At 41.2% G+C, this 22,836-nt stretch carries 18 protein-coding genes; 10 read left to right on the top strand and 8 right to left on the bottom strand.

The window, feature by feature from the left end:
- Window positions 1-212 precede the first annotated feature (212 nt).
- Complete coding sequence (locus tag MSMTP_RS04715; RefSeq protein WP_052718275.1) at window positions 213-2,021, top strand: S-layer protein domain-containing protein; 1,809 nt, start codon at window positions 213-215, stop codon at window positions 2,019-2,021.
- Window positions 2,022-2,330: 309 nt separating this feature from the next.
- On the opposite strand, the gene MSMTP_RS04710 is transcribed toward MSMTP_RS04715, so the two are convergent.
- The 6 genes from MSMTP_RS04710 to MSMTP_RS04685 all read right to left on the bottom strand — a co-directional run bounded on the left by MSMTP_RS04710 (window position 2,331) and on the right by MSMTP_RS04685 (window position 7,384).
- Window positions 2,331-3,122, bottom strand: coding sequence for a C15orf41 family protein (locus tag MSMTP_RS04710; protein WP_048178043.1), 792 nt, complete (start codon window positions 3,120-3,122; stop codon window positions 2,331-2,333).
- A 186-nt stretch (window positions 3,123-3,308) separates the two neighbouring features.
- The gene (locus MSMTP_RS04705; RefSeq protein ID WP_048178042.1) at window positions 3,309-4,073 is read right to left on the bottom strand and encodes a hypothetical protein; all 765 of its coding nucleotides are present in this window, start codon (window positions 4,071-4,073) and stop codon (window positions 3,309-3,311) included.
- Between the two features lie 60 nt (window positions 4,074-4,133).
- Window positions 4,134-4,985: a ribose-phosphate diphosphokinase gene (locus tag MSMTP_RS04700; RefSeq protein ID WP_048178041.1), complete on the bottom strand. Its 852-nt coding sequence runs from the start codon at window positions 4,983-4,985 to the stop codon at window positions 4,134-4,136.
- Between the two features lie 83 nt (window positions 4,986-5,068).
- Window positions 5,069-5,536, bottom strand: coding sequence for a cyclic pyranopterin monophosphate synthase MoaC (moaC, locus tag MSMTP_RS04695; RefSeq protein WP_048178040.1), 468 nt, complete (start codon window positions 5,534-5,536; stop codon window positions 5,069-5,071).
- A gap of 34 nt (window positions 5,537-5,570) precedes the next feature.
- The gene (locus tag MSMTP_RS04690) at window positions 5,571-5,756 is read right to left on the bottom strand and encodes a hypothetical protein (RefSeq protein ID WP_048178039.1); all 186 of its coding nucleotides are present in this window, start codon (window positions 5,754-5,756) and stop codon (window positions 5,571-5,573) included.
- Between the two features lie 125 nt (window positions 5,757-5,881).
- Window positions 5,882-7,384, bottom strand: coding sequence for a bifunctional ADP-dependent NAD(P)H-hydrate dehydratase/NAD(P)H-hydrate epimerase (locus MSMTP_RS04685; protein ID WP_048178038.1), 1,503 nt, complete (start codon window positions 7,382-7,384; stop codon window positions 5,882-5,884).
- A gap of 436 nt (window positions 7,385-7,820) precedes the next feature.
- Here MSMTP_RS04685 and MSMTP_RS04680 point away from each other — a divergent pair, with 436 nt between their 5' ends.
- Window positions 7,821-9,287: a DHH family phosphoesterase gene (locus tag MSMTP_RS04680; protein WP_048178037.1), complete on the top strand. Its 1,467-nt coding sequence runs from the start codon at window positions 7,821-7,823 to the stop codon at window positions 9,285-9,287.
- Window positions 9,288-9,550: 263 nt separating this feature from the next.
- On the opposite strand, the gene MSMTP_RS04675 is transcribed toward MSMTP_RS04680, so the two are convergent.
- Window positions 9,551-12,121 carry an oligosaccharyl transferase, archaeosortase A system-associated gene (locus MSMTP_RS04675; RefSeq protein ID WP_048178036.1) on the bottom strand — a complete coding sequence of 857 codons (2,571 nt, stop codon included), beginning with the start codon at window positions 12,119-12,121 and terminating at the stop codon, window positions 9,551-9,553.
- Window positions 12,122-12,501: 380 nt separating this feature from the next.
- Between MSMTP_RS04675 and MSMTP_RS04670 the strand changes: the two genes are divergently transcribed.
- The 8 genes from MSMTP_RS04670 to MSMTP_RS17830 are packed head-to-tail and all read left to right on the top strand — an operon-like array spanning window position 12,502 to window position 21,503.
- Window positions 12,502-13,440, top strand: a complete 939-nt coding sequence (locus MSMTP_RS04670; protein ID WP_048182717.1) for an SDR family oxidoreductase — start codon at window positions 12,502-12,504, stop codon at window positions 13,438-13,440.
- Window positions 13,416-14,345, top strand: a complete 930-nt coding sequence (locus MSMTP_RS04665; protein ID WP_048178035.1) for a glycosyltransferase family 2 protein — start codon at window positions 13,416-13,418, stop codon at window positions 14,343-14,345. The genes MSMTP_RS04670 and MSMTP_RS04665 overlap by 25 nt, the downstream gene beginning before the upstream one ends.
- 52 nt (window positions 14,346-14,397) lie before the next feature.
- Window positions 14,398-15,522, top strand: coding sequence for a glycosyltransferase family 4 protein (locus MSMTP_RS04660; protein WP_048178034.1), 1,125 nt, complete (start codon window positions 14,398-14,400; stop codon window positions 15,520-15,522).
- Window positions 15,523-15,543: 21 nt separating this feature from the next.
- Window positions 15,544-16,659: a glycosyltransferase family 4 protein gene (locus MSMTP_RS04655; protein WP_048178033.1), complete on the top strand. Its 1,116-nt coding sequence runs from the start codon at window positions 15,544-15,546 to the stop codon at window positions 16,657-16,659.
- A 53-nt stretch (window positions 16,660-16,712) separates the two neighbouring features.
- A complete protein-coding gene (locus MSMTP_RS04650) occupies window positions 16,713-18,026 on the top strand; it encodes a phenylacetate--CoA ligase family protein (protein WP_156153679.1) in 1,314 nt (437 codons plus the stop codon).
- A gap of 3 nt (window positions 18,027-18,029) precedes the next feature.
- A complete protein-coding gene (locus MSMTP_RS04645; RefSeq protein ID WP_048178031.1) occupies window positions 18,030-19,130 on the top strand; it encodes a glycosyltransferase family 4 protein in 1,101 nt (366 codons plus the stop codon).
- 7 nt (window positions 19,131-19,137) lie between these two features.
- Window positions 19,138-20,484: a phenylacetate--CoA ligase family protein gene (locus tag MSMTP_RS04640; protein ID WP_052718273.1), complete on the top strand. Its 1,347-nt coding sequence runs from the start codon at window positions 19,138-19,140 to the stop codon at window positions 20,482-20,484.
- The gene (locus tag MSMTP_RS17830; protein WP_052718272.1) at window positions 20,481-21,503 is read left to right on the top strand and encodes a CapA family protein; all 1,023 of its coding nucleotides are present in this window, start codon (window positions 20,481-20,483) and stop codon (window positions 21,501-21,503) included. The genes MSMTP_RS04640 and MSMTP_RS17830 overlap by 4 nt, the downstream gene beginning before the upstream one ends.
- Window positions 21,504-21,538: 35 nt before the next feature.
- Here MSMTP_RS17830 and MSMTP_RS04630 read toward each other — a convergent pair whose 3' ends face one another.
- Window positions 21,539-22,825, bottom strand: a complete 1,287-nt coding sequence (locus MSMTP_RS04630; RefSeq protein WP_048178030.1) for an oligosaccharide flippase family protein — start codon at window positions 22,823-22,825, stop codon at window positions 21,539-21,541.
- Window positions 22,826-22,836: the final 11 nt, after the last annotated feature.

Genomic DNA, 22,836 nt, shown 5'->3' with positions numbered 1-22,836 from the left:
CTTAAAATGTATACTTCCTGACCTGATAAATAAATTTATATTATATCATCTCTAAATAATTTGAATCCCATCTGCGATGGGAAAAAACGAAAATGTGAGGAACTAAGAAATGTGAGCAAATAAAAGTACGAATCGAGAAAATTTGAAGGTGTTTTATGAAGACTCAGAAACTACGACTTTTGGTCATGAGAGCAATATTTACATTGCTATTTATGACGGCTATTACTGCAAATGCCCAAGCAGTGGATGACTACATGATCCCCGAAGGGGATCTTGTCTATGAAACTTGCCCCGTATTTACGTATTATGCTTTTGAAGACTGGGGCCAGTACGCAACCATAGTCCTCTTCGGTGAAGAATACGTCCCCCTGACCGATGGCTCCGGCTCCTTCAATGCAGGCAAACTTGCAAAGCTTCTCATCGATGATAATACTATCCATAACCTTAGAAGTGAGGAAGTTTTAGATCTCGGAAACGGGTATGCTCTTAAAGTCGTAACCGTTGACCTGGGCGGGAGGAAGGTCTGGCTTGAACTCTACATGAACGGGGAATATGTTGATGATCTAATCGTCTCTGTTCCTGAAGGAGCAGCTACTGACGGGGTATTTTATCTGGACATTGAAGATGAAGACGACGTCATTGTCATGAGAGTGCACATCAACTATATCTTCCAGGGAGCTTACGATTACATTGTCCAGATCCAGGGTCTCTGGCTCATCGATTTCGGAAACGTTTTAACATTCGTAGAAGGGGATGAGTTTGGAGAGCTTGAGTTCAGCAATATAGGCGAAGAAGGACTGGCACTTCAAAACTCTGATAACATAATCCTTCCCAGAGCTTCCTCTGTGGAAATTGCCCAGAACATGTATCTCGGAGTTGAAGACAACGACACTCTGAGGGTGTACCCGTTTGTGAAAAATGGTGTCGAAAGCGGGATTGTAAGTCCTGTGTTTTCTGGCGCAGACCTTGATGATATCCTGGCAAACGAAGGCGGCCAGATTGAATTTACAGGTCTGAATTTCCCGGCATTTTACCATGGCACAGATGATAATACGGAGACTCTCATAATTCAGGACAGTGGTCTCACTGAGGGAATAACTATCGCAGAAGGAGACCTCATCTATGAAGCTTCTCCAGCCCTGAAAAATTATGCTTATGAGGACTGGGGCCAGTACTACATCACGGGCTTTTTTTGTGAAGAATACATACCTTTAACCAATACATATGGCTACAATGCAGACAAGCTCGCAAAGCTTCTCATAGACAGCGATGATACCTATTCTCTCAGAAGTGGTGAGATTCTGGACCTTGGGAACGGGTATGCCCTTAAAGTGGAGGGAATTGACGTAGGAGGAGACAAGGTCCTGTTAAATTTCACAAAAGATGGGGCATATGTTGACGATGCAGTAATTGACATTACGTACCCGGAAGAATCAACCTGGGTGCTGGACCTTGACGGAATCGAAAATGAAAACGACATCGTGGTCTTTAAAGTCTTTGTAGACCAGATTACCCAGGAAGATGGGGACGGTATTGCCTGGATCAACGGCCTCTGGTTAATTGACTACGCAAACGCTACAACAGTCGGATATGATAGCGAGTATGGAGTGTTTGAAGTCAGCAGCATTACAAGCTACAGTATTGAATTAGAAAATGATGCGGAAATCCTCCTTTCCAGAGATTCCGAAGTGCCAATCTTCGACGATCTCGTGTTCAAGGTAGCTGACAGTGATGATCTCAGTTTCTATTTGATGCTGAAAACCTCAGGGTCTGGAGTCCAGGGAGAAATTATCGAAGTCAACGATGTCCCATTCACCTGGACTTACGATAACTTCCCGGCGCTCTACTATGACTTAGATGGGAATCTCTTCATAGAGACACTCTCGATTAATAATATTGTTGAGTATTCCCCATATTCAAAGTTCCGGCGGGCTTACGCTGGCTCGTTGAGATCAGAATGTCCAGATGAAGTACAACCCCGTAATCAGGACAGTTTCAATAGATATCCCGCAGATGCTTAAAAAGCCACCTTTGGAAAGTGAGCTACATAGGAGGATTGGACAACAAGTGTAGTGCCAATAGGAAAGCACATGGTCTTGTTGGGGGTGTCTTGTTTGGAAATGTGGAAATGCTCTTTGTTTTAATTAATCGGTCAACTAATATAAAACAAAGAGCTTCTCTTTTTATTAAAGTTTCAACGCAGGAAATAAGCTAATTAATTCACAGGTCAACGTCCAGTAAACTAGGTAATTAATTAGCAGACTAATTCTCAGTAGAGGGAATTGATTAGCAAGCTAACTTCTCGGTATACAAGGTCGCCTGTGGCCAGGTCAGTCCCAGTATACAAGGTAGTTGAACAGGGCTTCGACTTCCTCTTCGCATTCCTCAAAAAAACTGTAATCTTTAATCAGGTAGCCGTTTGCAGGGAGGTCTTCCAGGCAGCCGTACCAGTAGACGACCATGCCTTCTCCGAAAATTTCAAAATAGTCCCTGAACTGTTTCTTGGAATAGTGTTTGTGTTCAAACTCATCCCCGAAAAGGGCTTTGCTCTCAATCCAGTTTACGTTCAGGCCTTCGATGCAAAGGGGCTTTTTCAACACGAAATCGGGGGTCTTGCCGTCGCCCTGTTCCCTGAGTTCGTTTTCCGTGAGATAGGAAAGCTCCCTGTGGTCGAGCCATTTACGGATAATGTCTTCTCCCATTTCCCCTTTCTTTCCCTGGAGGGCATGGGCACGGGGGGAAAAAAAGTAGTCTGCGTCCAGGGCTTTTTTCACTTCTTTTCTCAAGCGGCGTTTCTCGATGTCGTCAGGGCATTTAAATAGGCAGTTTGTAGCCTTTCTTGAAAAACCGCATTTTTTCATGATGAGAGACGCCATAAGAGTCGGAGGAAAGTGGAAATTCTTTGCAAGTTCAAGAATCGGATGCCCATATTTCCATTTTGTAAAAAGTTCATCTTCCCTGGAATAGATCTTCCTGTGCCTGAACCTTGTCATTTTCACAACCTTCTGGTTGAGAATTGTGGCAAGTACACCTACAGGTTCGACGTATTCTTCCGAGAGAGAGAAGACGTCCTCAAAATCGTGCAGTAAGTTGTAAATTTTATGGTATGTATGGCTGTCCATCCTCAATCATCGTACCCTTTTTAAGGGGCAAGCGCCCCTTACAGCATTTTCCGGTACAGTATAGTGTCTGCCTTCCAAAAGTCAGGTTTTAAAGCTCTTTATGGGAGTTCCCAACATCAGGAGGATTTAGTATCAAACAGTATTGAAATCAAAGATCAGGAGCTTCTAATATCAGCTCCAGCGACATCAGCTCCAGAATTCCTCTTCATAGTTATCCGGGAGATCGAGGTCCATGACTTTGTCAAGTTTCTTGCGCTTCTCCTTGAGATCCGCGGACTTACCCAGCTGGTCTCCTCTGCCCGGAGAAAACTCGCAGGGCTCTTCGGAGCCGTCGCAGGCTTCAATGATAGTTGCGTTCCTGTTCCTGGAAATGACCCTTTCCTGCAACTTCGGTTTGGGAGGCAAACTTTCCGTTTCCCTGGCCTTTTTCACTTCCAGAGCCCTTTCGGCTTCTTCTGCCTGTTCCCTTTTCAAGCGGGATTCAAGCCTTAGTGAAGCTCTTTCGGCTTCATGGGGGTCGGGATCAAACCTTTCAGCCGGGCTCAGGTTTTCCGGATTACTTTCCTGATACTGTCCGCCAGGTTTTCCGGCAGATCCCTCTTTGAAAGCTGTTCCCGCGGACTCCCTGACGGGTTTATCCTCCGTCCCCCAGGCAGGTTCTTCGGGCCTGGCGTGTGAAGGAACTGTGTGTGAGGGGACCCAGTCTCCTTTTTCGGAGCGGGTTATCCGGCTGGCCAGGGCAGGCGGCTGCTTCTTGTTTAGCTTCCGGAAAGTCTCTTCGGCGTAGGTGTCCTGCTTACGGTCGGACCTTCCGGAGTTTACTTTGCTGGTCGAGCTGTAGCCAATCTCGCAAATGGGGTCGTTTGTTCGCCATTCCACACGGAAAAGGTGGCATTCTTTTCCTTTGCATTTTTGAGAACTGTCAAGAGGGCAGACATCTGGAAGTGTCATAGTACTGGTAATGTGCAGAATATAAAAAATACTTAACGGTAATAAAATTTGAATTGAAGCTCAGAGCTTTTGCAGAGCTTCTGCAATAAGGGGTGCTACACTCACCCTGCTCTCGGCTTTTTCCAGGGTATCGCTGGCGATGATATCCTTTACCCCGGCATTGAAAAGCCTGATTACGGCATTTCTTGCAAGGACCGGGTGCACACAGGCAAGGTAGACATCGGCTGCGCCCTGCCCTCTAAGCATGCGGATGGACTCAGCCATGGTTCCGCCTGTCGCGATCATGTCATCGACCAGGGCAATGTGCCTGCCGACAACTTCCACATTCTTTGTCTTTATTTCAACGGTATCCCCGCTGAGTCTGGTTTTCTGGAGGAAGTCACAGGCAAAACCAAGATCTCCTGCGACATTGTTCACGAGGTTCCCGGCTCCTGCATCGGGGGCAACAAGGAGAGGGTCCTCCAGGCCCAGGCCTGCAATGTACTCCCCAAGGAGCTTTGCTGCGTCCAGGTCTTCGGCAGGACAGGGGAAGTACTCAAGCACGCTCTCTTCGTGGATATTGACGGTAAAGACCCTGTCGGCATTGATACAGCGGGCCACCGCCCTGGCACTGATCGGCTCTCCGGACTTGAACTTCTTGTCCTGCCTGGCGTAGCCCATGTAGGGGATCACCACATTTATCTTGGCTGCCCCTTCGCAGGCGTCGATAAGCTGGAGCAGGGCCACAAGGTCCGAATCCGTGGGGGTGCTCTGGATCAGGGTTACTTTTTCGTTTTCAGTCTCGTCGGCTATTCGAAGGTACAGTTCCCCATCAGGGAAACGGTTAAACTCACAGAGCACCGGTTCTTTCCCTAAAGCCCGGGCCGTGCGGCTTGCAAGTAACTGTGATGCTGGTCCACCTATGATCTTCAAGTTAGATACCTCAGTTTTCCGACTTGATATATCCCATCCTTTAAAAAGCTTCTTTTAGCGGACCGCAGGCTGTTCCGCCGGTCTCAGCCTTTGACCTTCTCGAGCACCCTTATGTTCCTGATAGCTGTATGGGGATAGTTCCCACTGGCATCCTTTTCTGCCGATTTCACCATGTCCCAGATAGTAAGCAGGGCCGCCGAAACCCCTGCAAGGGCTTCCATTTCCACCCCTGTCTTTCCCACGGACCGGACTTCCACAACAGCCTCAATCGTTTCTTCCCCTATCTCGAAATCAACATCTATACTCGTAATCGGAATCTGGTGGCACATAGGGATAGTGTCGGGCGTCCTTTTTACCGCAAGCACGGCAGCGACCCTGGCTGTCGCAAGGACGTTTCCCTTCTCAACAGTGCCCGAACTTATCTTTTTGAGAGTTCCTTCGGAAAGCATGATTTCCCCTGCTGCCTTCGCTCTCCTACCAATATCGGGCTTTTCACTGATGTCCACCATTCTTGCTTTGCCAGCTTCGATATGCGTAAAAATCTTTTCCAAAAAAATCACCACGTTTTTCGTCGTCTTAGCTTATTCAGTCAATCCGAACCTGCTTACGTTTGGAATAATCCTCAAGTGCTTTATTAAGTTTTTCTGCAAGATCCCCTGCTTCCTCAAGACTGAACTTTATTATTTCTTCATCTTCCCCGTGATACACTGCGATTCTTACCCTATTCCGTTCGATCTCAACCTCGATTTTTCGGTCGCTTTCCTGAACCATACTCCGTTACCTCCCCATAATATTTATTCAAAGACCTTTCTCCAAGTAACTTTTCATAAGAATTTATTTTCATATGGATTTTTTCCATGGAGCCTCTTTCCATGGAACTTTATCCCTGTATTTGTTTATCCCCTCTCCACCTCTTTAATCATTTCGGGGATTTTTTCGAGCACGTCCGTCGCAAGCAGTCCATTTCCAAAAGTTTCAAACGCCAGGTCCCCGGCTGCTCCGTTGATGTACGCCGCACAGGCAGCAGCTATAAATGGAGGATTCAGGGCAAAGAGGGTTCCTGCAACCCCTGAAAGAACGTCTCCCGTCCCTCCTACGGTCATCCCGGCGTTTCCTGTCCTATTCAGGAGGGTATGCTTTCCGTCCGAAATAATGTCAACGGCTCCTTTAAGAAGGGTTATGACCCCGTTTTCTTCTGAAAATTCCCTCACGGCTTTCCGGCGGGGCTCCGGGTCAGCCGGGGTTTCCGTGCCCCTCAAACGGGAAAATTCCCCTGCATGCGGAGTGATAATAAGTTCGCAGTTTCCGGCAAGGGTTTCGAAGAGAGGGGAAGAAAGGGCTGAGAGAGCATCGGCGTCAAGGACAGCCTTCCTGCAGAAGGGCAGGACCTTCCGGACCGCTTCAAGGGTTTTAGGGGCTCTGCCCAGGCCCGGCCCGAGCACAACAACGTCATTTGTGTTCAGCAGGTCCGTAAGGAGGGGTAGGTCTTCGGGACAGAGGACATTTGAGGACAATTTACGGACAATCAAGTTGGGAGAATAAGCCGCAACTGTTTCTGCAACCGATCCCGGGACAGCAACTGTTACGAGGTCCGCCCCTGTCCGAAGGGCTGCAAGGGCTGCAAGGGCCGGGGCTCCTGAATACGGGCCTCCCCCAATAACAAGAATTTTTCCGGAATCCCCTTTATGTCCTCCGACCTTTCGCCCGCGGAGCATCTGCAGGTTCCCGGGCCCGACATAAGTTTCAGCATCCGCACAGACCCCTATTCCCACAACCCTGACAGTGCCGGTATATTCTTTTGCCCCTTCCCACAGGAGCCCGTTTTTCATGCGGTGGAAGCTTACGGTAAGGTCGGCACGGACCGACTTTTCAAAACTTGCGCCGTCAGGGTCAAGCCCTGAAGGGATATCCACCGAGACCACGGTTTTTCCGGCTTTTCCGGCTTCGTTAATAAGGTCAATGGCCATAGATTCGGGATCCCGGACCTTTCCTTTGATCCCTGTCCCGAAAACAGCGTCAACCAGAAGGTCTGCTTCGGAAAACCAGCCGCAGGTTTCAAGCTGACTGGAATCCCTTATCTCAAGTGTCTCCACCCGGCTAAACTTAAGCAGAGAATAGTTACGTGCAGCTTCTTCGGTCCCGATTTCCGCAGCTTTCCCGAGCAGGATTACCTTGACCCTGTAAGCGGAAAAGCCTGCCAGTTGCCTGGCTGCCACAAAGGCATCTCCCCCATTATTCCCCCTGCCCGCCACAAAGAGCACCGTCCCGTTCTCAAGCTTCTCTCTTACACAGCGGGCAACTCCTGCTCCTGCATTTTCCATTAGCTGTAGCGGGAGCAGGCCCAGATCTGCGCAGTTTCGATCGATTGCCCTCATCCATGAAGAACTTATACTTTTCATGTTAAACTCCGCTAGTGTTTTCTGGTGATTTTCGCTGCTTGTGAAACTTTCACCCAGGGTTCTGGAATGAAGTCCATTTTTATAGTTATGGAAAGGAAAACTTATTTTGTATCATTAACTATATACGGTACATTTCAATATAACATGTTATACTAAAAAGGAACGCGAAGTTAATTGCAGAGAAAAGTAATTGCAAAGAACATAGGCTTGAGCATAGTAATAATCGGCACCTAATGGCTTTTTAGACCTTCATTTGTGTCGGCCCGGGAAAGGTTCCCGGACCTTTAGCGGTTCCCGGAAGTCCGGGGTTGCCAGCAAGGTACGGCTCTGATAGCTGGAAACGTAACGGTAAAATAGTATACAATTGTACATTTTGCTATATGTTCATTCTCCTTTGGAAGTGTCCAGATGCACATGAGACAGGGAGGCACTGTTTTTGTCTAGTTTTTCAAAAGATTCGGATAATAGCCTGAAAAGTACTGTTAAACCCAGATATTTGATCCTTGGCAGCGGAAGTATTGGTTTTGCGCTTGCAAAAGAACTCAGGGAAATTAACAAGGCAGTAATCATCGTAGATAAGGATGAAGCAAAGGTTGAGACCCTCCGGGAAGAGGGCTATGAGGCAATCGTAGGAGACATTGCAGACCCTGAACTCCCGAAACAGATCGATCTAAGGAACATTGTTGCAATCCTTTTCCTTAGCTCCGACAGTGAGGTAAACAAAAAAGGGATCGAAAATTTCAAAGACCTCGTTAGCCCTGACGTCCACCTTTTTTCCCGGGCTTCCGACATAATCAAGAAAGAAGAAATGGAGTCGTTGGGAGCCGATTTTGTTTTCATGCCCTCGAGGGTCGTTGCAAGTTCCCTCTCCCGGTCCCTGGAAAGGACCGAGTCCGCCCACAGGGGCAACAGGCTGGCCCAGTGGCTGGAAGGGACAAAAGGCAAAAAACTTGCTATCGTCATCCACGACAACCCGGACCCGGACGCGATTTCCAGCGGGCTTGCCCTGAAGGAAATTGCAAAAAACCTGGGGGTTGAGGCAAACATCCTCTATCACGGGAAGATCGGGCACCAGGAAAACAAGGCTTTCGTAAACCTTCTGGGAATCGACCTGAGCAAGATGGAAGAACACGACCCTGAAAACTTTGACAAAATGGCCCTGATCGACTGTGCCATCCCGGGGGTAAACAACATGCTGCCTCCCAACTCTTACGTTGGGATCGTAATCGACCACCACCCTCCGGGAGATGCCGAAATCAAGGCGGAATATATCGACATCCGCCCGAACTTCGGGGCCACAGCCACCATCATGACAAAATACCTGCAGCAACTCAACATCAATATTTCAAAGACCCTGGCAACCGCCCTCCTCTACGGGATCAGGACCGATACCCAGGACTTCAAGCGAAAAACCGACCCTGCAGACCTCTCAGCCGCATCTTACCTCTACCCCCTCGCCGATCACGAGATCCTGGAACAGCTCGAGCGCCCTTCCATGGCTATCGAGACCCTGGACGTGCTCGGGGAAGCAATCCGGAACCGGCAGGTCATAGGGAGTTACCTCCTTTCGAATGTAGGGAATATCAGGGACAGGGACACCCTCCCCCAGGCCGCGGACTATCTCATGAGCCTTGAAGGAATCTCCACGACAGTGGTCTTCGGGGTTACAGAAGAGAGGATCTTCATCTCAGGCCGCAGCAACGATATAAGGATCAACCTTGGTGAAATAATGCGCCAGGCCTTCGGGGAAGATGCCGGAGGACATGCAACAGCCGCAGGTGCCCAGATCCCTCTCGGCGTTTTCAGTGCCACAAAGGATAGGCAGACCCTGCTCCGGCTTGTCAACGAGGCGGTGGTCAAGAAGTTCCTTAACGCCGTAGGAGTGGAAGAGGCAGGAGAGTAAATAAGGTTTGAAGGCTTTTTGAAAATCAATACCTTTTAAGAATTTTTCCGGATGAAAAAGCTCTCAAACCCTTTTTTATCCCACATCTCGTTTTTATATTCCTTATTCTCTCGAAGATTCCGGATCTTCCTGAAGGTTTCAAATCTACTCGAAAGTTTCTTCTACTCGAAGATTTCAGAGCATTTAGGAGGTTCCGGATCCTCTTGATGGTTCCGGATCCTCCCGAGAGTTTCCCGAGAGTTCCGGATTTTTTTCAGAACTCTTCAGAAAAACTCAATTTTTATTCTATTGCCGTTGAGCACATCACTTTCCAGGACCTGGATTCCTGTTATGGTGGAATTTTCCCCCGCGGTCAGGGTATAACCTGAGGTAGTTACTGCTTTCACCCCTCCTTCTCCTGCTGCGTCTTCATTTCCGTCCCCTGCTTCGTTTCCGTTTCCGGTGTTTTCGGTGGGGTAAGGCACGGCAATTTCAAAGAAGCCGTTTTCGTCTGCAGTTGCAGTGTTGTAGTAGAGGAAGCTCCTGCCGGTGTTTGAACTGAGTTCGAGTTCTGCTTTTACGGTCTGGTTAGGGGCAAAAGTGCCTGAAAGCTTTGCTCCCGGCACGTACTCGAATACTTTTACTGTGTTTCCATCTCCGGCTTTATTCCCACCAGCTGTGCCTCTCACACTTTCGTGAACAAGCCGGAGGTTTCCGAGGGATGCCCCGTCAAGCTGGTGTAGTTTGTACAGTTCCGTGGCTTTAAGTTCTTCTTTTACAGTGGCAGTTGTCTGGTATCCGGTTCCACTTTTTACCTTCATGATCTCGTAATAATCCTCAATATTTTTTCCTGCAAGTTCGGCTATGTACCTGAATTTCCCCTCTATCATTTTTGAATCCGTAATTACGTATTTTACATTTCGTCTGTCCAGAACTGAATTTGCCTGCTCTTCTGACCCGGAAGTGAAAAAGAGAGCAGAGTCCTCCACCCCTGTCTGGAAATTGTTGGAGACTGCAGGTCTTTTGCCCAGGTATACGATCCAGTTCCCGTAGTCCCACCAGCTGAGGACCCCATATTCAGGGGTTTCGGAAGGTTCCGTGTAATGAGAAGTGGATGGCGTGGAAGTTTCGAGCCACTGCAAGGAGTCCTGCCAGTTCTCGTCAATCAGGACAGCTTGCTTTGAAAACCCGGCAACTATTCCTATGCAGGGCACAAATATGATCCCGATAAGGACCAGAGCAGAGACAAGTTTGAAATAATCCGGTTTTGAGGCTGCAAGCCGGGATTTTGATTTCCTTGCTGCTTTTGCCTTTTTTTTCGTTTCTGCCTTAGAGTTCTCTTTTGCCTTCCCTTTTGCCTTTGTTCTTGCCTTCGATTTTTTCCCGGTTTCCGGATTCGGTTCAGGCAGGTTTTCGGTCTTTATCCCTGTCCTGAAGAGTTTTTTTACTTCATTTTCAACATCCAGGGATTCAAACAGTATCATCAAAAGATATGCGGTAAGGATGGCAACGTTCACGGAGAACAGATAGGAAAAACGCCTCTGGGAAATGGCAAGGTATGCTGCAAACCCGGTCCAGAACAGGAAAAATACCCTTTCGGGCAGGAATTTTTCTCCTCTCCACTCCAGGCCAAGCAGGAAAATAGCTGCAAGTGCAACCGGAAAGCCGAGCCCGAAGTTTCCTATCACCGCTGCGAGGGTGAACTTCCCATTAGTGGTAAAAAATAAGGGGCCTGCCTCGGAAATGGAACTCAGGATTCCTCCTTTTCCCGAGAAGTACTTTAGCCCTTCGATTACAAAGCCGTAGGACTCACCTGAAAAGCTACGGAGGATAAAAAGCCCTGCACCAAAGGCAAACAAAATAATGGCCGGATAGTACCACCAGTCCAGTTTCCTGCTGGATATATATGCGGAAAAAGCTCCGAGAAGCAGGACTCCCGCGAGCAGGGCAAGGACATAGCAGACCTGGAACCAGGAAAGGAACATCGCACTCAACTCAAGTCCGGGCCGCGCGACTCCTATGCAAAGAGGGGCTGAGAGCAGGAGCACCGTAAGAAGGTTTGAGGCGGAACATATTACCAGGTAATCGGACCTTCTGCCTGCTTTCAGGTCAAGCACGGACTGCAAAAAAAAGTAAAGGCCAATGAACCCTATGAACATGGGTGCCCCGATCCAGGTATACACAAGGAGGGCAAAACAGGCTCCGCTACAGACTGAAAAAACTACGGGCAATGCAATTTTTCTCTCCGATGGCAGGTTTTTGAGACTTGTAAAAGAAAGTCCTGCATCTCTGGCAGATTTCAAGGCAAGTATGAAAAAAGCAAAAGCCGCCGTTGAGAGGATCACCTCTGCCACGTGGTGGTCAACCATCCCGAACTGGGAAGTATACACATGCACCGGGATAACGGCAAAAACAGCAGCACTGAAAACCCCTATCTTCCTGTTAAACAGAACCGATGCCGCCGCATAGACAGGAATAACCGTTAGGGTTCCCAGCAGCACCGGTAAAAGAGCCCCTGCCAGTTCTATCGTGTGGGTATCGGGATTCCCTGCCCCCAGAACCAGGGCAAGGCCTGCCCCCAACAGGTCATAGAGAGGCGGCCAGCCGATCTCAAAGCCGGAAGGATAGTTGAGGTAAGAGTCAAAGCGGATGTACTCAGGGAAGTTAGAGGCAGTATAAAGGATGCGCCGCATGTGGTAAAACGCATCAAAGCCTACAGGAATGATGCGGCCGTTAGCGGTGACCGCGGTGTAGGAGAGCATCCGCATGAGGAAAGCGGCTGAGATAATCGCAATTAAGGAGATTATTCCGAGTTTGGAATTGTGAGCGGATTGCTTCGACTCTGGAGACCTCATGATTTTATTCGTAATGACCAACTCTGTTGAATTTGTATTCTCTTTCGTATTTGTACTATTTTTGCCGGGTTTTCAGTGGAATTTTAACAAGTAAAGTGATTTTTGAGTGTGGTGTTGTTATTTCGTATATATAAAAAATTTTCCGTTGTTTTAAAGATGTTCTTGACGACACATTAATCCATATCTTTTTATTCAGGTTGATATATGATCATGTATGTAAATAATTCGCTATAATAATAAATTTTTGAATCTGTTAGGAGCTGTATCGGAAAGTTTCAGAGAATATGATTATATATACTTTGATGTGTGCAGTGTATTTAGACATTCTTTTCAAAATAGTTATAAACCTTGAACTTAATGAAATGTTGAAAATTATGAAAATGACAAAATGCTTGGTAACAGGTGGAGCGGGATTTATAGGCTCTCATATTATCGAGAACTTACTGAATCTCGGACATGAGGTTGTCTGTCTTGACAACTTTGATGCGTATTACTCTCCACAGTTAAAGGGGAAAAATATAGAGCCTTTCATGAAAAATGCCCGTTTCAAACTCGTTGAAGGCGATATCCGGGATAAGGCCCTTTTAAACCGGACTCTTGATGGGGTCGAATATGTTTTTCACGAAGCTGCCCAGGCCGGGGTCAGGATCTCTGTTGAGGATCCCATGAAACCTCACGAAATTAATGCTACGGGCACATTAAATCTACTCGAATCCGTGCTTGATTCGGACGTCCGAAAAGTTATAAATGCTTCTTCTTCTTCTGTTTATGGTAGAGTAGAATATCTCCCCTTTGACGAGGATCATCCTAACCAGCCCGTTTCCCCTTACGGCGTTTCCAAGCTCCTCGCAGAACACTACTGCAGGGTCTTCGAAGAACTCTACGGATTGAAAAGCGTGTCCTTACGCTATTTTACGGTCTACGGCCCAAGGATGAGGCCGGACCTCGCGATCAACATCTTTACGAAAGCTGCCTTGAAAAATGAACCCATTACCATTTTCGGAGACGGGAAGAAAACAAGGGACTTTACCTACGTAGATGATATAGTAAGGGCAAACCTGGTCTGCATGGAAAAAGGAAGTGGGGTCTATAACATCGGCGCCGGAAACTCAATCAGCATCAATGACCTTGCCCGGAAGATCATCGAGATCAATGGGAGCAAGTCGGAGATTGTTTATTCAGACTCGGTAAAAGGAGACGCCGAGCACACTCTTGCAAGTTCGGAAAAAGCCCTTAAAGAACTTGCCTGGAAACCTGAAATAACAGTTGAAGAGGGCCTTGAGAGGTATGCAAAATGGATGTCGAACTCTCAGTCGTAATTCCCGCTTATAATGAAGAGGAAAGTGTAGTTCCCTGCTACCGGGAAATAAAGGAAGCCCTTGACCCTCTTGGCAAAAGTTATGAAATCATATTTGTAGACGACGGCTCGACAGATTCAACTTTTGAAAAGCTTAATGAATTAAGCAAAAACGACAGCCTATTAAGAGTCCTGAAATTAAGGAAAAATTTTGGACAGAGCGCTGCCCTGAGAGCCGGCTTCGACCATGCCGAAGGCAGGTACATCATAACCCTGGATGCGGACCTCCAGAACGACCCCCATGACATCCCTGCCCTCCTCCAAAAAATGGGTTCAGAAGACTTTGATGTGGTCTGCGGCTGGCGTTATTCCCGAAAAGATACTTTTTCAAAAAAAATACATTCTAAATTCGCCAACTGCCTCCGGAAAAAACTGACCAGTGAAAAGATCCACGACTCCGGCTGTACCCTCCGCATCTACAAAAGAGAATGCGTAAAAGATCTGGAACTTTACGGGGAACTTCACCGCTATATCCCTGCGATGCTCGGCTGGAAAGGATACAAAATAGGCGAAATCAAGAGCAACCACAGGGAAAGACAGTATGGTACAACCAAATACAACTGGGAACGGCTGGTCAGGGGTTTTCTAGACCTGCTCGTAGTTACCTTCTGGGAAAGGTATTCTGTCAGACCAATGCATGTATTTGGCGGCGCAGGTCTGGTTTTTGGATTTACGGGTTTTGTGATATCCATGTACCTTGGAATTATGAGGCTTGTTTATGGTCAGGGATTAAGTAACAGGCCCCTTTTCCTTGTTGGAATTCTTTTGATCATTGTCGGGGTTCAGTTCCTTGCAACCGGTGTCCTTGCAGATATTCTGCTTAAGATCTATTATGGTCAGAATGGAAGGAAAAACTACTTGATTTAAGTGCTATTGTAAAAGATTATTGAGTAGTTGGTATAGGAAGGGAAGTGGTAAAATGAAGATACTGATGCTGAATTATGAGTATCCACCTCTTGGAGGGGGAGGGGGTGTTGTAACAAAAGCACTTTCAGAAGAGTTAGTCGCTTTGGGTCATTCTGTTGACGTTGTAACCATGGGATTTAAGGGTTTAAAAAAAATGGAAATTATTAATGGAGTTACTATATATAGAGTTCCGTGCATAAGGAAAAAAAAAGAAATGTGCAAGACACACGAGATGCTTTCATATTGTATTTCAGCTGTCCCATTTGTGGATAAACTGAATAAGTTGAATCATTATGACATTAATCATACTCATTTTATCCTACCTACGGGCATCGTAGCCTATTTATTGAAGAATAAGTTGCCATATGTTATTACGTCACATGGGACTGATGTCCCCGGACATAACCCTGATCGTTTTTCATTTCAACACAAATTAGTGAACCCTATTTGGAAAAAAGTAGTAAACGATGCGCATTTGTTGATTGCTCCCTCCACATATCTTAAAGACTTAATTCTTCAAAATATGGTTTTTAACAATGTCAAAGTAATCAATAATGGGTGCAATGTTTATTCATTTGGTCCTATTAAAAAAGATAAAAAAGTTTTGCTTGTAAGTCGCCTTTTTGAATTTAAAGGGTTTCAGCATTTTCTCGAAGCAATAAAAGATATTAATATTAATTGTGAAATAAATATTGTAGGGGACGGACCATATAAAGACACTTTAGTAAATAAATCGAAGATGATATCCAATAAAGTGAACTTTTTGGGGTGGGTGGATAATCAAACCCAGACTTATAACGAATTATTTAAAACTTCATCTATTTTCGTTCATCCTTCCTCCGCTGAAAATTGCCCTGTGGTATTACAAGAAGCAATGTCTTCAGGTTGTGCTATTATTACAACAAAAAACACAGGTTGTGCTGAAATTGTAGGAGATACAGCTTTACTCGTTAAACCCAATGATCCTGAAGAAATTAGGGATGCTTTACTCTGTCTGATCAATGACGATGAACTAATGTCTGAGTTAGGTCACAAAGCTAGAGTAAGAGCTGAAAATAATTTCGATTGGAAGATAATTACTATTGAATATGTAAATCTGTATAACGATGTGTTAAAATCAGCTCTTAAAAATGTGTAATGGCTAATGGAAGTTTGTGTAATGTCAACGTCAAAAAAGAAACTATGTATCGTGTCTTTAAAGGCTTATCCATTATTCAACAAAAATTGTAATGGAATTTTCGGTGGTGCAGAAGTACAGTTATATTTACTTGCTCAAGCTCTTTCTAAACATGAGGATTTGGACATCAGTTTTATTGTAGCAGATTATGGTGGAAAAAAAATAGAAATGTTTAATGAGATAAAAATAATCAAATCATTCCGTTTTGAAGATAATGCATTATCAAAGAATCTGAAATTCTTAAATTCCTTATTACTCTCGAATTCTAATATTTTTGTACAGAGGACGCTTGATCCTGCTTCAGGAATCTTATCTTTAATCTGCAGAATTCGTGGAGCAAAATTTATTTATATGGTTGCCCACGATAACGAAACAAACGGCTTATATGAAAAAAACATAGGGTTTCTGAAAAGATTATTAGCCAATGCTGTTTTCAAATTTTCGGACCTCGTCATCGTCCAAAACGTCACACAAAAAGAACTGTTACTCAAAAATAAAAACAGAACTTCTTTCCTTATTAAATCTGGTTATTTTTTAAGCAAATTTACTCCTTCTAAAAAAAGTGAACTTGATTATGTACTTTGGGTTAGTCGTTCTAAAAAATGGAAGCAGCCTGAAATTTTTATTCAGTTAGCTAGTTGTAATCCTAAATTTCAATTTAAGATGATATGTCCAAAAGCGTTTGACGATACCGATGAATGGTATAACCATCTCAAACAAAAAGCAGGTAATGTTTTTAACCTAGAATTTATTGAATTTGTACCGTTTGACGAAATTGACATATATTTTAGAAATGCTAGCATTTTTGTGAATACATCCTTAAACGAAGGGTTTCCAAACACTTATATCCAAGCTACAAAAAACGGTACTCCTATATTATCCCTTAATGTGAATCCAGATAATTTTCTTGATGAATATAGTTGTGGTTATTTTTGCAATAATGAATTTGACAAACTGAATGAGAAATTAAACTTACTAATTGGGGATGTAACTTTACATAATAAAATGTCAAAAAATGCATATGAATATGCGGTAGAAAATCATAATATAATGAAAAGCGCAGAACAATTATATAATCTATTCACGGGGTTGAAATGACTTTATTGAACAAGCATTTAACTTTACTGTTGTTGAGATTCTCTGGGAGTCAAGTGTCTCAAATTCTAAAATTACTTAAAAAAAGGGAATTTCAATCACTAGAAAGCAATAAAGAGATTCAACAAAAACTTATAGAAAAGTTGTTACTACATTGCTATGAAAATGTTCCGTATTATAGGAATTTATTAGCCGAATCTGAAGTAGTTGTCAATAATAAAGTTTATTTTAACAATTTTTCCAGAATACCCATACTCACAAAAGATATTCTCAGAGATAATTTTGAACGTTTTAAGTGTAGGGATTTGGAGTCTAGAAAGTGGTATTTTAATACATCTGGTGGTAGTACTGGAGAACCTTCAATATTTATACAAGATCAAGTAAGCTGGGATCATGGAATGGCAGGCAAGTGGTTTTTTTCCACTTTTACAGGAAAAGATCTCGGGGATAAAGAAATTAAATTATGGGGATCTGAAACAGATCTTCTTAAAGGGTCTATTGGCTTTGAAGCCAAAATCAAAAACTTGATTTTCAATAGAATTTTATTGAATTCTTTTAAGATGACTGAAGAAGATATGGAAAAGTATGTAGAATTGATTAATCAAAAAAAGCCTGTGCTTTTTGAGGCCTATGTTCAATCAATTTATGAATTATCAAAATTCATTCTGAACAATAATTTAAAAATTTATTCACCAAGGGGAATCATCACATCTACTGGTACACTTCATCCTGAATTTAAAGAGACGATACAGGATGTCTTTAAAACAAAAGTATACAATAGGTATGGTTCTAGAGAAGTTGGAGATATAGCCTGTTCTTGTGAGAGGGACGAGGGTTTGCATTTGAATATTTTCGATCATTATATCGAGATTTTAAACGAAAGTTTAGAGCCGTGTAAACCTGGAGAAATAGGTGAAGTCTATGTCACTGCGCTCAACAACTATGCTATGCCTCTTATAAGATATCGGATCGGAGACATGGCTTCTCCATCAAAAAAAGAACTATGTTCTTGTGGAAGAGGATTGCCATTGATTGAAAACGTCATAGGAAGAAGTAATAGCATGATCAAAACTGAAAATGGTGTCTTTGATAGTGCTGCTATAGGGTCACTTCTCTATTTCAAGGATCCAAAAAAACATCAGGTTTTTGAATCCATAAAAAAATATCAGATTATTCAGAAAAAGAAAGATTATATCTTAATAAAGATTGTACCAACCGATGAAAACATATGGTCCCTTGAAAAAAAGTTAATTGAGGCAAAATTAAAAAAAGCGCTTGGCAACAATGTGAAATTTGATTTTAATATTTTAGATGATATTGAGCCTAACAAAAATGGGAAGTATATGTACACTATTAGCGAAGTGGAATAATCTATGAAAAAAATATGTTTCATTCAAACTTATGCTTACCCTCTATTTAATAAAAATGCCAGAGTTGTTCACGGAGGGGCTGAACTTCAAACATACCTTCTTGCCAATGAATTGAAGCAAAAAAACAATGTAGATTATATTGTAGGTGACTTTGGCCAACAAAATGTTGAATTTTTTAATGGTATAAGAGTTATAAAATATTTTAAACCATTGGACAGCCAACCATCCCAAATTATTAAGTTAATTAATTCCTTATTTAAATCAAACTCAGACTTTTACATTCAACGTGGTTTAAATAGAGGAACATTGATAATTTCTTTGTTTTGCAAACTTCTCAGAAAAAAATTCATATTCATGATTTCTCATGATTCTCAAACCGATGATTCATTCAAGCGAAGTAAAGATTTGTTTTCAAGAGTTATTTCTGATTTTGGACTGAGATTTTCAAGCGTTATAATTTGTCAGAGTTCTGAAGAAAAAGAAAATCTATTATCTTTTAAGAAAATTCCTTCAAAAAAAATCCGAATCTTGAAGAAGGGATTACAGTTATCTGAACAGAGTTATGCCCATAAAAAAGAAATTGATGCTATTTGGGTAGGTAGATGTGAAAAATGGAAAAGGCCAGAGTTATTTTTGCATTTGGCTGATCAGAATAAAGATAAAAATTTCTTAATGGTTTGTTCTCCTTCATACAGCGATCCTTTATATTTTGAAAAAATTAGAGAAAAAGCTTCTCAAATCCTAAACCTCGGTTTTGAGGAGAAGATTCCTAATAATGAAGTAGTAGATCTTTTTAAAAATTCAAAAACTTTTATACTCACCTCTTTGAGTGAAGGGGAATTACCTATGACAGCATTGGAAGCTTTCTCTTGTGGAACCCCTATAATTTCTGTGCACATTAACCCTGAGAATGTTATTACGAGTGAAAAAATCGGTGTTTTTTTGAATGGTGATGAAGAGAAGCTTAATACAGTGTTTTGTGAATTAGAGGGCGACTGCCAAAAAATGATTGAGTATTCAAGAAGTTCTATCGAATATGTGAGAAGAGAAAGAGATATTAATAAAATTTCAGAGAAATTTGAGAAAATATTATTGGAGTTGTAAGTAAACTATGAACTCTGTAGTAGCGAGGGCAATAACGAAAGCTATATCGAAAGGGAGATATGAGCATCTTTCTATTATAAAGGATTATGAGTATAAATCGATTCCTGAATGTAGAGAATTACAAAAAGAACTTCTATTTAATATTTTGAACTATTCATTAAAAACTATTCCCTATTATAGAGAATTTGCAAGCAAAGAAAACATAAAAATATCAAAGAACAGTATTTTTGAGGATATTAAAAAATTTCCGGCCATGACTAAAAATTTATTGAGTGAAAACTTTGATGTCCTTAAATCTGATACTTTTGATGGGAGCTACATCAAAAACACTTCCGGTGGATCTACGGGAGAACCTGTAACTTTTCTCCAAGATATGAGTCACAGAGAAAAAGGAAAAGCGTTTAAATTATTCCTTGATGAATGGGCAGGAAGAATTGAAGGAGAAAAAATGGTAAGGTTATGGGGTTCTGAAAGAGATATAATTAAAGGGCATGATGGCATTAATGGTTGGGTTAACGAAAATTTACTCAATATCAAGATGTTAAATTCATTTAAAATGCTAGAATCAGACATGGCTAAATATGTTGAAATCATCAACCAAGAACAACCAAAAATTATTGAAGCTTATGCCCAATCAATTTATGAGTTGTCAAAATTTATAAAAAGTAATGACTTAAATGTTTTTTCTCCAAATGGTATCATAACTTCGGCTAGTACTCTTTATTCGGATAATAAAAAATTAATTGAAGAAGTTTTCGGAACAAAAGTTTTCAATCGGTATGGTACTAGGGAAGTTGGAGATGTTGCTTGTTCCTGCGATAAAGATGAGGGATTGCACCTTAATATCTTCAACCAATATGTAGAGATATTGGATGATGATCTAGAACCCTGCGAAGCTGGAAAAATTGGGAAAGTCTATGTTACAACACTTAATAATTATGTGATGCCGCTGATAAGATACCAAATCGGAGATATGGCAATACCAGCAAAAAACGAACAGTGTTCCTGTGGGAGGGGTTTGCCTTTAATCGAAACAGTAGTTGGTAGGCAAACCGATGTATTCAGAATGAAGGATGGGAGAGTAATTCCGGGTGAATTTTTTATACATTTCATAGGAGTTGTTTATAACAAAGATTATATTTCCAAATTTCAGGTAATACAGAAGGATTATGACTTTGTATTAATAAAGTTAGTTTTGAAAAATGAAGTGCAATTTAATTGCTACAAAGAAGATATAATAAAGAGTATTAAATACGTTATGGGCCAAGATTGCAAAGTTGAATTTGAATTTGTTGAAGACATCGAACCAACAAAAAGTGGTAAGTATTTGTATACTATAAATGAGGTAAAATGAGTACAAAATTAGCTTTTACTGGAGATTTAAGCTTCCACAATATTGAAAAGTATACAAATGATCCCTTTAAAAATGTTGCCCATAATTTATTCAATCTAAATTGTGTTGTAAATTTAGAATCAGTTTTTTTACCAAAAAGCTATACTCAAGATCCAATCAAAAAAAAAATTTGTTTAAGACAAGATGATTCCGCAATAAATCATTTAATAAAAATAAATCCTTTTCTTATAAATTTGTCTAATAATCATATTAATGATTATGGCAATTTTGGTGCAAAGTACACTCAACAAATTTTAGAATCTGAAAAAATCAGCTATTTTGGTGCAGGATTTAATAATGAAAATCACAATGTCTTTGTTTTAAAAGACCAAAATGTTGTATTTTTAAGTTATGCAACAAGAAGTTGTGATTCGACTAAATCAAAACTATTTGATGAAAAAAATTTTATTGGGCCAAAAGAACTGAATTTGGATTTGTTAAAAAAACAGATCGAAGATTATACCGATTATACGAAAATCGTATTATTGCATTGGGGCTTAGAGCAAAAACATTATCCATTACCAGAACAAAGAAAAATTGCTAGAAAATTAGTTGATTGTGGTGTTGATTTAATTATTGGTAATCATTCCCATGTGATTCAAGGTTATGAAATGTACAAAAATAAATGGATTTTTTATTCTTTAGGTAATTTTTTATTCCCTAATCTTAAATTACATATAAAACAAAAAATATATTATTTGCCGCAATCAAAAAAAAATAGAATGTCTATAATACCAATTTTTAATATTAGTAAAACAGGTATTGTTTTGGATAACTTAATTTCAATAAAAGCAAATAAAAAATTTGAATTGGAAGTTGATAATTCGGTTAATGGTATATATAATCGCTATTTGTTTAGCAATGAATATATTTATTCAATATTTTATGCTCTTTATTCATTCTATGTTAAGATGACGTATTACTCTGTAATGCCGATTAGGATCGTTAAAAAAAGATTATATAGTGAGGAAGTATCGTGAGTACTTTCATTTTTGTGCCTGTAATTCGGAGATTTTCATATTTGTTTTTTTAACCTTGAAAAAATTGAATAGTGCTGTACTTTTTTATAGATATATAGTTCGAACATAACTGTTTTACAAAAATATGCAATTACCGTTGCTACAGCAGCCCCATATATGCCAATTATTTGTATAAAAATAATATTTAGTAAAATATTTATGAGCACATGGATTATGTTTGATATTTGGTAGAATTTATACATTTTAAGAGAGTTTAGAATAGGTGTGTAAAAAACGTTATACAAGGCGATTATGGCCCCTATAAGTAATATTCTTACAATAGTTACAGATTCTTTGTAGATATCACCGTATATGTAACCAAAAACGTAAGGGATTAGTAGGAATATAATAATAATTCCGAAAGTCCCTGCTAACATTATTTTTGGTCTTTTTACGTAAAGATAATTTTGAATTTTTCTTTCATTATTTATGTTTTTTGTGATATATGGAAGAAAATATGAATTCAATATAAAAGTTAAGGAAATCAATCCTTTGAATATTTGATAACCTAGATTGTAAATTCCGATTTCACTTAGAGAAACAAAGTATCTTAAGATGAGGTTGTCTCCCCAGTTAATCAAGTAAACGGCAGTTAGACCAAAAATCTGCCAAGTAGTCCATGTAATCATTCTTTTAAATATTTCATTATCATAACTAAAAGAGGAGATTTTCTTGAATTCTATTTTGTGAGCAAGGAAAATTATCGAAATTAAAGGTGATAGAAAGTAAATAATAAATATAGAGTTCAAGTTTAAGAAATTCAGTTGGTGATATATTCCTAGGAAAATAATATTAATAATTCCAACAATTAGAATATATAAAGCATTAAATATTTTTTTGTCCAATGCTAGAAACAAATTTTTAAACAATTCTCTTGATCCTATACCCAAAAATGCAAAGTACAATAATATTAACTGATTGAATGAAATTTGAGCAAACTTTGCTATGGGATTTGAAAAAGCAAGCAACAAAAATGCGAATATCAAAATTGAAGACAGAAACATCATTAGTTGAGCTGTAAATGCTTTATTTATTTTATTATTTTTTTTTAATTCTTCGTTTGAATATACAATAAATGGTGTTTGTGATGATGAAACAATTGCAGTTGTAAAGAAAAAAACGATCATCATACTCAAAGAATAAGAACCAAAGCCTTCTGGTGACAGTATTTTTGCAATTATCAGAGGCAATATGAAACCAATTCCTTGAGCTAAGGCGCTCAGAGAGGTAAATGAAAGAAAACTATTTGATTGCTTGAGGTTTTTTATTAAACTGTTTATCATGGTATCTTGGT

The organism is Methanosarcina sp. MTP4 (assembly GCF_000970045.1).
Taxonomy (GTDB): Archaea; Halobacteriota; Methanosarcinia; order Methanosarcinales; family Methanosarcinaceae; genus MTP4.
This window is presented reverse-complemented; position numbering and strand designations above follow the sequence as displayed.